The sequence below is a fragment of the Pseudomonas sp. 10S4 genome (assembly GCF_034344865.1).
Lineage (GTDB): Bacteria > Pseudomonadota > Gammaproteobacteria > Pseudomonadales > Pseudomonadaceae > Aquipseudomonas.
Map to the genome: position 1 here is coordinate 7,051,148 of NZ_CP133774.1, position 14,437 is coordinate 7,065,584.

At 60.9% G+C, this 14,437-nt stretch carries 9 protein-coding genes and 3 pseudogenes; 5 read left to right on the forward strand and 7 right to left on the reverse strand.

The window, feature by feature from the left end; translation table 11 throughout:
- The first annotated feature begins 135 nt into the window (after positions 1-135).
- The 3 genes and pseudogenes from RHM58_RS32815 to RHM58_RS32825 all read left to right on the forward strand — a co-directional run bounded on the left by RHM58_RS32815 (position 136) and on the right by RHM58_RS32825 (position 3,149).
- On the forward strand, positions 136-945 hold the full coding sequence (locus RHM58_RS32815; protein WP_201205541.1) for a TatD family hydrolase: 810 nt from the start codon (positions 136-138) through the stop codon (positions 943-945).
- Between the two features lie 208 nt (positions 946-1,153).
- Complete coding sequence (locus RHM58_RS32820) at positions 1,154-2,635, forward strand: methyl-accepting chemotaxis protein (RefSeq protein ID WP_201205543.1); 1,482 nt, start codon at positions 1,154-1,156, stop codon at positions 2,633-2,635.
- 185 nt (positions 2,636-2,820) lie between these two features.
- Positions 2,821-3,149, forward strand: a pseudogene (locus RHM58_RS32825) (terminase).
- A 1-nt stretch (position 3,150) separates the two neighbouring features.
- On the opposite strand, the gene RHM58_RS32830 reads toward RHM58_RS32825, so the two are convergent.
- From RHM58_RS32830 to RHM58_RS32840, 3 genes and pseudogenes are all read right to left on the reverse strand, one after another.
- On the reverse strand, positions 3,151-3,948 hold the full coding sequence (locus tag RHM58_RS32830; protein WP_201205545.1) for an acyl-CoA thioesterase: 798 nt from the start codon (positions 3,946-3,948) through the stop codon (positions 3,151-3,153).
- Between the two features lie 247 nt (positions 3,949-4,195).
- Positions 4,196-4,964 (reverse strand): annotated as a pseudogene (locus tag RHM58_RS32835) (CHAD domain-containing protein).
- Positions 4,965-5,050: 86 nt separating this feature from the next.
- Positions 5,051-5,329, reverse strand: coding sequence for a hypothetical protein (locus RHM58_RS32840; protein ID WP_157711547.1), 279 nt, complete (start codon positions 5,327-5,329; stop codon positions 5,051-5,053).
- Between the two features lie 222 nt (positions 5,330-5,551).
- On the opposite strand from RHM58_RS32840, the gene RHM58_RS32845 reads away from it, so the two are divergent.
- Together RHM58_RS32845 and RHM58_RS32850 are read left to right on the forward strand one after the other, a co-directional pair.
- Positions 5,552-6,589, forward strand: a complete 1,038-nt coding sequence (locus tag RHM58_RS32845; RefSeq protein WP_201191347.1) for a patatin-like phospholipase family protein — start codon at positions 5,552-5,554, stop codon at positions 6,587-6,589.
- A gap of 180 nt (positions 6,590-6,769) precedes the next feature.
- Positions 6,770-7,795 (forward strand): IS110 family transposase, encoded by a 1,026-nt coding sequence (locus RHM58_RS32850; RefSeq protein ID WP_201256610.1) that lies wholly within the window; start codon positions 6,770-6,772, stop codon positions 7,793-7,795.
- A gap of 298 nt (positions 7,796-8,093) precedes the next feature.
- Here RHM58_RS32850 and RHM58_RS32855 read toward each other — a convergent pair whose 3' ends face one another.
- The 4 genes and pseudogenes from RHM58_RS32855 to kdpB form a co-directional block, all read right to left on the reverse strand.
- The gene (locus tag RHM58_RS32855) at positions 8,094-8,792 is read right to left on the reverse strand and encodes a response regulator (protein ID WP_201256594.1); all 699 of its coding nucleotides are present in this window, start codon (positions 8,790-8,792) and stop codon (positions 8,094-8,096) included.
- Positions 8,793-8,840: 48 nt separating this feature from the next.
- Positions 8,841-11,492 (reverse strand): sensor histidine kinase KdpD, encoded by a 2,652-nt coding sequence (locus tag RHM58_RS32860; protein ID WP_322269244.1) that lies wholly within the window; start codon positions 11,490-11,492, stop codon positions 8,841-8,843.
- Positions 11,493-11,624: 132 nt separating this feature from the next.
- Positions 11,625-12,170 (reverse strand): potassium-transporting ATPase subunit KdpC, encoded by a 546-nt coding sequence (gene kdpC, locus RHM58_RS32865; RefSeq protein ID WP_322269246.1) that lies wholly within the window; start codon positions 12,168-12,170, stop codon positions 11,625-11,627.
- Positions 12,171-12,378: 208 nt separating this feature from the next.
- A pseudogene (gene kdpB, locus RHM58_RS32870) lies at positions 12,379-14,437 on the reverse strand (potassium-transporting ATPase subunit KdpB).

A 14,437-nucleotide genomic window follows, 5' to 3' on the forward strand; every position in this document is an offset into this window, starting at 1 on the left:
CACAGTGATGGCAGTTTCACCAACCCGACCTGTCTCGCGGCATCAAAAGACAGCTTTAACTCGTTGTAGTTCTTGGCTTTTCTTATAAATCTACAGCTCTGATATGCTTTCCGGCCTTTGGTCCGAGGTAGCACCATGCAACTCATCGATATCGGCGTCAACCTGACCAACCCCAGTTTCGACGATAAACACCAGGCCGTACTCGACCGCGCCTACGCTGCCGGGGTCTGCCAATTGGTGCTCACCGGGACCAGTGTCGACGGCAGCGAACAGGCTCTGGAACTGTGCCGGCAACTGGACGAAAGCGCGCAACGGCTGTTCGCCACCGCCGGCATTCACCCGCACTCCGCCAGCGACTGGAATGCCGATAGCGAGCGGCGCCTGCGCAGTTTGCTCAAAGAGCCGAACATGGTGGCCGTGGGCGAATGCGGGCTGGATTTCAATCGCGACTTCTCGCCGCGTCCGCAACAGGAAAAGGTCCTCGAAGAACACCTGGCCATGGCGGTCGAACTGCAATTGCCGGTGTTCCTCCATGAACGCGATGCCAGTCAGCGCTTGCTCGAAATCCTGCGCGACTACCGTGATCAGTTGCCAGCCGCCGTGGTGCATTGCTTCACCGGCGAAAAGAAAGCGCTGTTCAGTTACCTCGACCTGGATTTGCACATCGGCATCACTGGCTGGATCTGTGATGAACGACGGGGCACGCACCTGCATCCGCTGGTGAAAGAGATCAAGCGCGGACGCTTGATGCTGGAGAGTGATGCACCGTACTTGCTGCCGCGCAGTCTAAGGCCCAAGCCAAAGAACGGGCGCAACGAGCCGGCTTATCTGACCGAGGTGTTGCGCGAAGTGGCGTTGCATCGCGAGGAAAGTGAAGAAGACCTGGCGGCTCATACCACTGCTTGCGCCCGGGCATTCTTCGGCCTGCCTACGTTCCCCCAGTAACACCTAAATCCCCTGTGGGAGCGGGCTTGCTCGCGAAGGCGGCAGCACATCCAACATTGATGTGACTGACACACCGCTTTCGCGAGCAAGCCCGCTCCCACATTGGAACCGTGGTGGTTGTTGACCTGCATCAACGTCCGAATCCCTGCATAGCGGCACAATGCTGGCACCTTGCCAATGCTGTTTCCGCTATCAGAGAAGACCTCCTATGGGTGCCTGGCTTAGCAACATCTCGCTGAAATACAAATTCTGGGCGGTCAACGCGGTCGCCTTCGTCACCACCCTGCTGTTGGTGTTGTACGCCGTACAACTTGAACAGCAAGCCCGCAGCCATGCATCCCAGGCATCGGCTCAGGCTCAGGCACGTTTGCTCAACGCCTGGCCTGCCGGGCAGCCGCTGCCCCAGGCTGACAACGTACTGACCTTCAGTCACGGCCAGGCACCACGGATCAACGATCAACCAGTGCTGGAACTGACCGACACCAATGGCTGGGTCGATATCAACCGCATGCCGCTGTTCGGCGACAACCCGTTGATGGGCGCCGAGGTGTTCAGCCGCGCCGACGGCCAGCAAATCGCAGTGATCGCTTACGGCCCGAGCCTGACCCAAGTGTTCGGCGAACGTTTCTTCAACTATGCGATGGCGGTGGCGATCCTGATGCTGGCGATGCTCGGTGCTTCGCAGTTGTTGATCCGTTTCTTGCTCAGCCAGCTCAATACCTTGAAAGACGTGATGCTGCACGTCGAGAAAACCGGCGACCTGTCGGCCCGCGTGCCACTGGCCTGCAAGGATGAAGTCGGGCAGATGGCCAACGCCTTCAACGCCATGCAGGCCGGTTATCAGCGGGTGGTCAACACCGTCGCCAACACCGCCCGGCAACTGGATGTCGGCGCGGCACGGCTGGCGTCGAGCATGAATGAAGTGCGCCACGGCATGCTCGGCCAGCAAAGCGAAACCGATCAAGCCGCCACCGCCATCAACGAAATGACCGCCACGGTTTATCACATCGCCCAGCATGCCGGCGCCACCCGCGACCTCTCGCAAAGCGCCGACACCCTGGCCGGCAGCGGCCAGGAAGTGGTCAGCCGAGTGCAGAAGTCGATTGCCGGATTGTCCAGCGGCGTGCAGCAGACCGCCGAGATGATCCAGCGCCTGGCCGAGGACAGTCAGAAGATCAATGGCGTGGTCAGCGTGATTCACAGCATTGCCGAGCAAACCAACCTGCTGGCGCTCAACGCGGCCATCGAAGCGGCGCGGGCCGGAGAAATGGGCCGCGGCTTTGCGGTGGTCGCCGATGAAGTACGCAACCTGGCCAAGCGCGTGCAAACCTCGACGGATGAAATCACGCTGATGGTTGCTGCCTTGCAGGCCGGGACCCGAGACGCCGTGGACTTCATGCAGGAGAGCTCGTTCAAGGCCGACGATTGCGTCCAGCAGGCTCAGGAAGCCGGGGCAGCCTTGGCGCAAATCACCAGCGCGGTGGCGCAGATGCGTGAAAGCAATACGCAGATCGCAGTGGCCGCCGAGCAGCAGAGCCATGTGGCCGAAGAGATGAATCGGGCGGTGGTGAGCATTCGTGACGTGACCGAGAACACGGTGCAACAGACGGTGGATTCAGCGACCACCAGTAATGAGTTGGCGACGTTGGCTGGGGAGTTGAGCAAGGCTATCGGGCAGCTAAAGCTTTAAAGTCAAAAGATCGCAGCCTTCGGCAGCTCCTACATTGGATCGGCGTACACCTGTAGGAGCTGCCGAAGGCTGCGATCTTTTTGCCCATTACACCTATCGAGTCAATAGCCAACCTTGATTCGCCGCCCACCCCTGCCCCGCCTATTCTTCAAGCATGTGTTCAACATGTATCGAGGAGTTTCAACATGGGCAAACGTCATCCTAACCTTCCAGCCTGGCAATGGAAGTCGCACCCGCAAAATGACCAACACGCAACCCATCATGCTTTGAATCTGATCGCCGTTGCGCTGGTCATCATCGGGTTTCTGCTGCTCGTTTCAGGCGTTTTCAGCCTGAGCCCGATCAATGTCGTGATTGGCGCCATCGGTGTGTTCGCCGCGCTGGGTATTCAGCGCCGCGGTCACAGCCTGAAGGCGTGAGTCTGAGTGATGTCGTGCTTGCTGGCCGATCAATTCCTGACGTTCTCAGCGGTGGCGGGTGGCGCGCTTGGTGTAAGCAGCGCCACCCTTGCTGAGTCAGGCAAAAATCGTCACGGTCTGCCGGCTCATGGCAATCAACTGACCGTCTGTGCTCCACAGTTTCGCCGCCGCATGCCCATAGCCATCTGCAGCATATTCGATGTCCACCAGGTACTTGCACCAGTCCAGCGTACTCAACGCCAGCAACGGCTGGACGAATTCGATGGTCCAGGTCAGCGTACTGCCCGCCGCCGGTTTGTTCAGGTGCGGCAGCAAGGCCGGTGGCCAGGCGTCGACCAGCGCGAGGATATACGCCTCGCTGAGCGGCTCGTCCTTCACATCCCCGCGCAAGCGCACCCAACCGCCCATGTCCCGGGATTTGTTCCCGGTGAACGGCAACCCACCGACGCTCCAGCGCATCGCCAGATGTTTCATGAACTCCGGGGTCACGCCTTTGATGTAGGGCAGTTCCTGGCATTCGTCCCAGTGTTTCATCTCGGGCGCAGATTGCGCCGTCACCGCCACTTCGGACGGTCGCGAGGCACCGAAACTGCCCTGGACCAGTGTCACCACCTGACCTTTCTGCATCACCCGGCCCAGCACTTGGCTGACGGCCTTGCCTTCGCGCAACACGTCGACTTCAAAACTGACCGGCACATCGGGTTCTACCGGGCCGACAAAAGTGATCGCCAGCGAACGCACTGGCCGATCCGCCGGGACTTTTGCGCGCATGGCTTCGTACTGCAACGCGGCGACCAGGCCACCAAAACTGGCACGGCCCTGGCCCCATTCGGCGGGAATCGACAGCGCCTGCGGCTGGCTGCGGACAGCGTCGAGCAGATCGGAAAATCGCATGAAAACCTCAGAACGCGGAAAAGGATGAAGGGATCTTAACCAGCCTCTGAGGGCGGCACAGCGCTTATTCCGGCCAAAAGCACTGACAGATGAGCCGCGTTTGGCTCTAACACACCTTCCAAACTCAAACACAAAACCAATGTGGGAGCGGGCTTGCTCGCGAAAGCGGTCTGTCAGTCAACTTTGATGTTGAATGTATCGACCTCTTCGCGAGCAAGCCCGCTCCCACATTTGATCCGTGGTGTTCTCAGGATTTGAAGCAGGCAGCGCTTAGTTTATCGAGCACTCGGTCGGCACGCCTTTCAGCCTGGGTCATGGTGGTTTTCCAGACCGCGACGCAGGATTGTAAATCCGCTTCCTGTTCCGCCCGCAGCAGCCACTGCCAGCAGTCGTGCCAATCACCCAGCGCGGCCTGGGCCGATTTGAGTCTGGGCATGGCGGCTTTGGGTAAACGGTCGAGTTCGGGATAGGCCTCGATGCCATAGCGCACGCGCTTGATCAACAAGCGCAGCAAATGACGATCATGGGCCGGGTCGTGCAGGGTGTGGTCGAGTTTCTTCCACTGTTTGGCCAGGCGCTTTTCGATGCGCTTGCGCAAGCCCTTGAGCAACCCCTGACGCTGGGACGCGCGCAGGAAGCGCGGAAACGCGTCGAGGATCATCAGCAATTGAATGACTTCAGGGCTGGTCGCGACCGTCGGATAAGCCACGTCCATTTGCGCCATGCGCCGCTTTCGCCGCCTCGGGTTGACCATGTTCAAGCAGGTACGCCGCCAACACTTCGCGATCGCGCAGCGGCGTGGTCAGTTGACCGACCCCGGACGCCGCCACTTCCAGTTGCTCGACCCCAGGTAAACCACGAAGGGGCCGCAACAGGCTGCGCAAACGGCGCACCGTGGTGCGCAATTCGTGCAATGCTTCAGGGTCGGTACGGGCAGTCAAGCGTGCCTGACAGGCCAGCAAACGGACTTCCAGGCTCAGAACCTGAGCCACCAATCGGTCAACCAAGGCAGACATCGTTTGCTCCCTGAATCGAATTCCCTACGGCACTCGATGCATCTTGCCTGTATCGAAGCTCGCCGCCATTGAGCTACATCATAGTCTTAACGGCCCGCGCGGGATTCACGAATGTAGAAACGCGCCTTCTCGGCTTTGCTGGTGCAACCTTCGTAGGCTTCAAATTGCTGTTGGGTCTTGGCGCCGGTCAACAGCGACAGGGCCTTGGAGTAACTGACGGTGCCGGCGAAACCTTCGGCCTTGGCCAGGTCCAGTTCATGCCAGGCCGCATCAATCTGGCTGCCACAACTGTCACGGTACGCAGTTTTCCCAGCACAACCGGCCAGCGCCAGGGCAATCAAAGGCACACAGATCCAGGCTTTCATCGATAACACCTCAAAGATAAATAAACAGTCGTGCAGGTAAGACGTTTGGGCGCGTAAAAAGTGCCTTGACCCCGCTGCACAAACTACAGCGCCCGCGAGCATACCCATCTGTCGCCATGCAGTGTCGAAAAAACGACGCCCCTGCCCCGCCCAACGACCTTAACGATTGAAGCACGCCCCTCGATGGGTGCATTGTTGAACCTTGTCAGATGAGGGCGGTTCATGAAAAAGCGTGTCGCACTGGTGCTGGGCTCAGGTGGAGCCCGGGGCTACGCCCATATCGGTGTCATTGAAGAGATCGAACGGCGTGGCTACGACATCGCCTGCATCGCCGGTTGCTCGATGGGCGCGGTGGTCGGCGGGATTTATGCCGCCGGCAAACTCAACGAGTATCGTGACTGGATCGAAAGCCTGGATTACCTCGATGTGTTGCGCCTGGTGGACGTCAGTTTTCGCCTGGGGGCGATTCGCGGGGAGAAAGTCTTTGGCCAGATCCGCAAGATCGTCGGCGAGATCAATATCGAAGACCTGCGCATCCCTTACACGGCGGTGGCCACCGACCTGACCAACCAGCAGGAAATCTGGTTCCAGGCAGGCTGCCTGCACCAGGCCATTCGCGCCTCGGCGGCGATTCCCAGTTTGTTCACGCCGGTGATGCAGGGCAATCGCATGCTGGTCGATGGCGGCCTGCTGAACCCGCTGCCGATTGTGCCGGTAGTGTCGAGCCATTGTGATTTGATCATCGCGGTCAACCTCAACTCGACCAACCAGCGTCATTATCAACTGCCGGTGATCCAGCGCCCGGCGGCGTTCAAGTCGCGCTTCGATAACCTGATCAATTCCCTCGGCTCGAAGATGCCGTTCCGGCGCAAACAGGCTGAACAATTGCTGCTGCTGGAACAGGAGGCGTTGAAAGCCGAGGCGGCGGAAATCAATCCCTGGATCGAATCTGCCGAACCCGAAGCCCAGCAGCCCGCCGCTGCGCCGCAAGGCGAAGGTGCGCCGAAATCCGCTACGGGCTCGTTCATCATCGACAACGTTGGGCCGGCTTCTTTGCTGGACCTGATCAACCAGAGTTTCGAAGTGATGCAGACCTCGTTGGCGCAGTACAAGATTGCCGGGTATCCGCCGGATGTCTTGATCAACGTGCCGAAGCGCGTGTGCCGGTTTTTCGAGTTTTACAAAGCACCGGAGTTGATCGCGTTGGGACGGGAGATTGCGCGGGATACGATGGACCGGTATGAGAATGAGCAGAACTGAGAATCTGAAAATTCTCGGGTGACTGTCAGGACCTCATCGCGAGCAAGCTCGCTCCCACAGTGGATCTTTGGTGGACACACCATATGTGATCAGCCCCAATCAAATAATGAAATGGCTCCCCCGCCGCCCCCTGTGATCACCCACTAAGCTTTCACAGGGGGCTCATCGGAGACCGTTGCCATGAACAAAGTAGCTATTGTCGCCATCGATCTGGGAAAACACACCTTTCATCTGCATGCACAAGATGATCGTGGTCATGAGCTTTACCGCAAAAAGTTTAATCGGGCGGCGCTCATCCAACATCTGGCCAATCTCGAACCCTGCACCGTTGCGATGGAAGCTTGCGGCGGAGCCCACTTCATGGCGCAGGAAGTCTCAAGACTGGGGCATATACCCAAACTCATTGCTCCGCATCTCGTGCGTCCGTATGTGAAAAGCAACAAGAACGACTTCGCTGATGCCGAAGCGATCTGCGAGGCTGCAACTCGTCCAACAATGCGCTTTGTGCCGCCTAAGAATCAGGCTCAGCAGGCGCTGGCCATGCTCAACTCGACACGTGATTCGTTCATCAAAGAACGTACTGCTACCGTCAATCGGATTCACGCAGCCCTCCTGGAAGTCGGAATCAGCTTGGCCCCAGGCTTCAAGTCCATCAAAGATCTTCCAGCGCTGCTTGAAGCACATCCACTTCCCGATTCCATCAAAAAACTACTGACCAGGCTGCGTGAGCACTTCAATTACTTGCACGAGCAGGTCAAGGCTTTGGATAAGGAAGTGGAGTGCCAAGCCGCTGAAGATGATCTGGCTGTTCGCTTGATGACGATGCCGTGTGTCGGCCCGATCACCTCCAGCGTCCTGGCTGCCGAGTTGGGCGATGGCAAACAGTTCAAGTGCGGCCGAGGCTATTCGGCCTCGATCGGGCTAGTGCCCAAACAACACTCCACGGGCGGAAAAACCGTACTTTTAGGCATCAGCAAGCGGGGTGACCGAAACCAGAGACGCCTGCTGATCCAGTGTGCCCGCGTCTATCTGATGCAGTTGGATCGACAGAAAGGAGCGCTGGCGGACTGGGTCCGACGGCTATGGGACAACCATCACTCCAATCATGTGGTCTGCGCACTGGCCAACAAACTGGCGAGAATCGCCTGGGCGATTGCAGCACACCACACCGAATTCGATGCGGGGCCAGGCGCGATGAACGCCTGACCCCGCTGTCACCCGAGCACCACCCACCTGGTTTGCGATGCTGGATAACAGATGACGTGAACGGCCAACCGGCCTGACGAAAACCCTGAGCTCCCACACGGCTGAAAGGCCGTCCAAGTAATTAGGATCGCCGGGCATCGATTCTCATCAAGGCGCGAATGGACCAACCTCCACTCAGACGCCGGATAGATGAAAGCAAGCCAAACACATCATCAAAAACAGTATTGCAGAAAAGGGGGGAACCATAGATGTGGGAGCGAGCTTGCTCGCGATGAGGCCGGCTCAAACAATACAATTCCTAAAGACTGTCCTCGTTCAACAACCGATACCCCACCCCCGCCTCGGTCACGATAAACCGCGGCTGAGTCGGATCATCTGCGAGTTTCTGGCGCAAATGCCCAACCACAATCCGCAGGTAATGACTGTCCTCGGTATGGGTCGGCCCCCAGATGTCCTTGAGCAATTGCTGCTGGGTGATGACCCGCCCCGGATGCCGCGCCAGTTGCGCCAGCACCGCGTACTCCTTGCGGGTCAGCGCGACTTCAACACCGTCGAGCAACACTCGGCGATACGCCAGGTCTACGGTCAGCGGGCCGAACGTCAGGGCCGCTTGCTGAGCCTCACCGGCCGGCGCCTGTCGCAACAACGCCCGAACGCGCGCGAGGAATTCCTGAATGCCAAACGGCTTGGTCACGTAATCGTTGGCGCCGCCATCCAGCGCTTCAACCTTCTGCCCTTCGCTGGCGCGCACCGACAGCACCAGCACCGGCACCGTCGACCATTCGCGAAACTCGCGCAGCACTTGCTGGCCGTCCATGTCCGGCAGCCCCAGGTCGAGCACCAGCAGATCGGGTTTGTTCAGCGCCGCTTGCGCCAAACCTTCGTTGCCAGTGCCGGCCTCCAGCACTTTGTAGCCCTGGGAGGCGAGGCTGATGCGCAGGAACTTGCGGATCTGCGGTTCGTCGTCGATGACCAAAATGGTCGCGGTCTGGCTCATGAGTTCACATCAACAAATAGAAGTGGCAAGAGAGTAGCGCAAGCGCGATCAGGCTTCACTTTCGTAGCCCGGTTGCGCCTGCAACGGCAGGTGCAAGGTGATGCAGGTGCCACGCCCTTCAATGCCATCGGCAACGCTGATCCGCCCACCATGGGCGCCGACCATGCCCTGACAAATCGCCAGCCCCAACCCCGTGCCCTGCCCGCCACGATCACCACGCGCGGCGGTGTAGAACATGTCGAAAATCTTCGCTCGCTCGTCCTCCGGAATCCCCGGGCCTTCATCGCTGACGGAAAAAAACAGCTCGCTGTCATCGGCCCCGGCGCGCACTTGCAGGCGTCCGTGAACCGGTGAAAACCGCGCGGCGTTTTCGATCACGTTGACCAGCGCCTGTTCGATCAATGCCGCATGCACGTACAGCAGCGGCAGCTCGGCCGGCACTTCGGTGCTGACCTGCAACGGCGCCAACACCGCGCGCAGGCGATTGAGCGAACTGCCGACGATATCGGCGGGCGACACCCAGTCCCGGGCCAGTTTCAGCGCGCCGTGACCGAGGCGGGTCATGTCCAGCAGGTTTTGGATGTAGCGGTCGAGACGCTCCGCTTCATCGCGGGTGCCTTCGAGCAGCTCGCGGCGATCCTCCAGCGGGATCGCTTCGCCGAGGGCCAGCAGGCTGTCGATGCTGCCACGCATGGAAGTCAGCGGCGTGCGCAAATCGTGGGACACCGAGGCCAGCAAGGCACTGCGCAGTTGCTCGGTTTCACCGTGCAGCCGCGCTGCTTCGAGGTCTTCGGCCAATTGTGCACGGGCCAGGGCCTGGGCCAATGGCTGGCTCAGCGCAGTCAGCAAACGCCGGCGCTGGCCGCTCAAGGTCTGGCCTTCTTTGGCGCAGACACCGAGCAACGCCAGCGGCCCATCTTCGACCGACAACGGCCACCACCACCAACGCCCGAACGGCAGCGTGCCGGTGCCGGCGCCCGCCGGCTGATCGTGTTGCCAGGCCCAATCGGCAGCGGCACGTTCGGCCTCGGAGAACTCCAGCGGACCGCCGGTTTCGACTTTCCAGCCACCCTGCCCGTCGCGGTTGAGCAGGCACAGTTGCAGATCGCTCCAACCATTCAAATGCTGGGCGGCGGCACTGACCACGGCCTGGCGGTCGGTGGCGGCGGTGAGTTTGCGCGACAGGTCGAGCAGTTCGGTGGTTTCTTCCTGTGTGTCGCGCAAAGCCTCCAGTTGTCGACGTTGCCGCGCGGCGAGGTTGCCGGTGAGCGCCGCCATCAGCAGGAAAAACAGCAACGTCAGGACGTCTTCTTCGCGCTGGATGGCGAACGAGAAGTTTGGCGGTATGAACAAAAAGTCGTAGGTCAGAAACGACAACGCCGCACAGGCCAGCGCCGGGCCAAGGCTGCTGCGCACCGCCACCAGCAACACGGCGGCAAGGAACACCAGGGAGATATTCGGCAGCGGCAAAACACTTGCCACTGCCCAGGCCAAAGCACTGGCCAAAACGGTTGCCACCAAGGCCAGCGCGTAGTCGAACCAGACCAATGAATGCGCCGAACGCTGACGGGTTGCGGGCACTTCATGGTCGCTGTCGAGGACGTTGATTTCCAGCCCACGGGCATCGCGCAACAAGCGTGACGCCAGACCGCCGCCGAACACCCTTCGACGCAAACGCTGGCGCGACTGACCGACCAACACCAGGCTCGCGCGACGTTCGGCGGCGTGCTGGATCAGGGTTTTCGCCACCTCGCCGGCCCGCAGCAACACCACTTCGCCGCCGAGGCGCTCGGCCAGTTGCTGGGCGCTTTGCAGGCGCAGGCGCGATTGCTCGTCGCGCACGCTGCCGTTGTCCACATGCACCAGGCTCCACGGCAAATGCCGACGCTGGGCGACGCGGCTGGCGTGACGCACCAGACGTTCGGCCTGAGCATCGCCATCGACCCCGACCAACAAGCGACCGCGCACCGCAGGTGCCGCCTGGCCGAGCTGGCGATAACCCTGGGCCAGATCATCATCGACCTGAGCCGCAGCGGTTTGCATGGCCATTTCACGCAGGGCGGTGAGGTTGGTTTGCGTGAAGAACGCATCGATGGCCGCCCGCGCCTGCTCCGGCACGTAGACCTTGCCATCGCGCAGACGCTCCAGCAATTCCCGGGGCGGCAGGTCGATCAAGAGCAGTTCGTAGGCTTCTTGCAGGACCCAGTCCGGCAGGGTTTCGCGGACCTGGACGCCAGTGATGCCGCGCACCTGATCGTTGAGACTTTCCAGGTGCTGGACGTTGACCGTGGTGTACACGTCGATGCCGGCGGCCAGCAGTTCCTGGATATCTTGCCAGCGCTTGGCGTGACGACTGCCGGGGGCGTTGCTGTGGGCCAGCTCATCGACCAGCACCAGTTTCGGCTTGGCTTTGAGCAGGCCGTCGAGGTCCATCTCTTCAAGCATCACGCCACGGTATTCCGAGCGCACCAGCGGTTGTTGCGGCAAGCCACCGAGCAGCGCTTCGGTTTCGGCGCGGCCATGGGTTTCGACCACGCCAGCGATGATTTTCACGCCTTGGCGCAGTTGGGTGTGGGCCGCTTCGAGCATGGCGTAGGTCTTGCCGACGCCCGGTGCGGCACCGAGGAACACCTTGAGCCGGCCACGGCCATCCCGAGGCAGATCTGCTAACAACGCATCGGCGCGGCCGGAGTCACTCATGCTTGGGAATCTCTTTTTTCAGATGTTGATTAAGTGCCTGTGAGACCGTCTTCGCGAGCAAGCCCGCTCCCACATTTTGAAATGCATTCCAATGTGGGAGCGGGCTTGCTCGCGAATGGCCGCGCCACCGATTTACAGTTTTTCCAGCGCGATGTTCAACGCCAACACATTAACCACCGGTGGCCCCACCAATGGTCGCTCGATGTTTGCATTCATCAGTTGTTCAACCGTCGCCACCGGCAGGTTACGCGCAGCTGCAACACGCGCCAGTTGATAGGCAATCGCTGCCGGTGGCAAGTGTGGATCGAGGCCGCTGCCGGAGGTGGTCAGCATCGCCAACGGCACCGGGCCCTGGCCTGGCACGATCAGTTTGTTGGCATCGTCGATCACTCGAGTGGCCAGCGCCGGGTTGCTCGGCGAGAGGTTGCTGGCGCTGCTCGACACGGTGGCAAACGCACCTGCCGATGGCCGTGGATGGAACCAGGCGTCGCCGACGAAAACCTGGGCAATCAGCGACGAGCCACGGACCTTGCCGTCGGCGTCACGCACCAGGCTGCCATTGGCCTGGTCCGGGAAGGCGACCTGAGCCACGCCGGTGACCACCAAGGGGTAAGCGACGCCAGTGATCAGCGTCATCAGGACCAGCAGGCTCAGGGCCGGACGTATCATTGTGGACATTTCAAAATCCTCGAATTCGGAAAATACTGTGAAGGCACACACATCACCTGTGGCGAGGGAGCTTGCTCCCGTTCGGCTGCGAAGCAGTCGTCAACCCGGCGAATGCGCTTTGCCTGAACAAACGCGGTGGCTGGGATGGGGCTGCTTCGCAGCCCAGCGGGAGCAAGCTCCTCGCCACAAAAAGCAGCTCCCACCCACCCGTTAACTGTTAAACCAAATGCAACGCCGTCAACACCATGTCGATCGCCTTGATGCCCACGAACGGCACCAGAAGCCCGCCCAGGCCGTAGATCAGCAGGTTGCGGCTGAGCACGCTCGCGGCGGCGGCCGGACGGTAGGTGACTCCGCGAAGCGCGAGCGGGATCAGTACGACGATGATGATCGCGTTGAAGATGATGGCGGACAGGATCGCCGAGGCTGGCGAGTGCAGCTGCATCACGTTCAGCACGGCGAGGCCGGGGAAGACCCCTGCGAACATGGCCGGGATGATCGCGAAGTACTTGGCGATGTCGTTGGCGATCGAGAAGGTGGTGAGGGCGCCGCGGGTGATCAGAAGCTGTTTGCCGATTCGGACGATATCGATGAGCTTCGTCGGGTCAGAGTCGAGGTCGACCATATTGCCGGCCTCCTTCGCGGCGCTGGTGCCGGTGTTCATCGCGACCCCGACGTCGGCCTGGGCGAGTGCCGGTGCGTCGTTCGTTCCGTCGCCCGTCATGGCGACGAGATTGCCGCCCTCCTGCTCACGCCGGATGAGGGCGAGCTTGTCCTCTGGGGTGGCCTCGGCGAGGAAGTCGTCGACGCCGGCTTCCGCTGCGATCGTCTTGGCGGTCAGCGGGTTGTCGCCGGTCACCATGATCGTGCGGATGCCCATGCTGCGCAGTTCGGCGAAAACGCTCACGAATGCCAGGCTTGACCACGTCCTTGAGGTGGATCGCACCGAGCAGTTTGCCTTCGGCGCAGACCAGCAACGGAGTGCCACCGCTCTGGGCGATCTTGTCGATTTCCCGGGACAGCGACGGCGCCAAATCAGCACGTTTCAGACCGACGAAGGCCAGCAATGAATCCACCGCGCCTTTGCGATACACGCGGCCTTGATGGTCGACACCGGACAGGCGAGTTTCGGCGCTGAACGGCACCGCCGTCAGCAGCTCAGGGCTTGGCTCTGGCTGCGGATGCAGGCCACGCAGGTACTCGACGATGGATTTGCCTTCAGCCGTGTCGTCGGCCAGCGAGGCAAACAACGCACCTTCGGCCAGTTCCTTGGCGGTAACACCCGGTGCCGCGTAAACGGCGGTGCAACGACGGTTACCGAAGGTGATGGTGCCGGTCTTGTCCAGCAGCAGGACGTGCACGTCCCCCGCCGCTTCCACGGCGCGACCGGATTTGGCGATCACATTCAAGCGAACCAGGCGGTCCATGCCGGCGATACCGATGGCGGAAAGCAGGCCGCCGATGGTGGTCGGAATCAGCGTGACCAACAACGCCACCAGGAACACCAGCGGCAGGCTGCCGTTGGCGAAGTGGGCGAACGGTTGCAGGGTGACGACCACCAGCAGGAAGATCAGCGTCAGGCCGATCAGCAGGATGTCGAGCGCCACTTCGTTCGGGGTTTTCTGACGTTTGGCGCCTTCGACCAGAGCGATCATGCGATCGAGGGTCGACTCGCCAGGGTTGGCAGTAATGCGTATCAGCAGCCAGTCGGAGACCAGGCGGGTGTTGCCGGTGACGGCCGAACGGTCACCGCCGGACTCACGAATCACCGGCGCGGACTCACCGGTAATTGCCGCTTCGTTGACCGCCGCGATGCCTTCAATCACCTCGCCGTCACCGGGGATCATTTCCCCGGCTTCGACGCGCACCACATCATCCTTGCGCAGGCTGGTGGCCGGCACCACTTGAAAGGTGCCGTTGGAGGTTTTGCGGCGGGCACTCAAGCCTTCGCTGCCGGCCTTGAGGCTGTCGGCGCGGGCCTTGCCCCGACCTTCGGCCAAGGCTTCGGCGAAGTTCGCGAACAGCACGGTAAACCACAGCCACAGCGCGATTTGCGCCGCGACGAAGGTCGGCACGCTGCCGTCGGGAATGAAGCACAGCACGGTGGTCAGGATGGCGGTCAGTTCGACCACCAGCATCACCGGCGCACGCTGCAATTGCCGAGGGTCGAGCTTGACGAAGGCTTGCACCAGCGCCGGGCGCCACAGGGCCGACATCGCAGTTTTCGGTTGTTCCGGCGCCTTGACGATCACCGGTTTATTTACGGGCATATTCAT

Excerpts from the sequence above, each read along its gene's own strand:
- RHM58_RS32820 (WP_201205543.1), top strand. The coding sequence starts at position 1,154 with ATGGGTGCCTGGCTTAGCAACATCTCGCTGAAATACAAATTCTGGGCG.
- RHM58_RS32850 (WP_201256610.1), top strand. The coding sequence starts at position 6,770 with ATGAACAAAGTAGCTATTGTCGCCATCGATCTGGGAAAACACACCTTT.
- RHM58_RS32815 (WP_201205541.1), top strand. The coding sequence starts at position 136 with ATGCAACTCATCGATATCGGCGTCAACCTGACCAACCCCAGTTTCGAC.
- RHM58_RS32845 (WP_201191347.1), top strand. The coding sequence starts at position 5,552 with ATGAAAAAGCGTGTCGCACTGGTGCTGGGCTCAGGTGGAGCCCGGGGC.
- RHM58_RS32860 (WP_322269244.1), bottom strand. The coding sequence starts at position 11,492 with ATGAGTGACTCCGGCCGCGCCGATGCGTTGTTAGCAGATCTGCCTCGG.
- RHM58_RS32830 (WP_201205545.1), bottom strand. The coding sequence starts at position 3,948 with ATGCGATTTTCCGATCTGCTCGACGCTGTCCGCAGCCAGCCGCAGGCG.
- kdpC (WP_322269246.1), bottom strand. The coding sequence starts at position 12,170 with ATGTCCACAATGATACGTCCGGCCCTGAGCCTGCTGGTCCTGATGACG.
- RHM58_RS32855 (WP_201256594.1), bottom strand. The coding sequence starts at position 8,792 with ATGAGCCAGACCGCGACCATTTTGGTCATCGACGACGAACCGCAGATC.
- RHM58_RS32840 (WP_157711547.1), bottom strand. The coding sequence starts at position 5,329 with ATGAAAGCCTGGATCTGTGTGCCTTTGATTGCCCTGGCGCTGGCCGGT.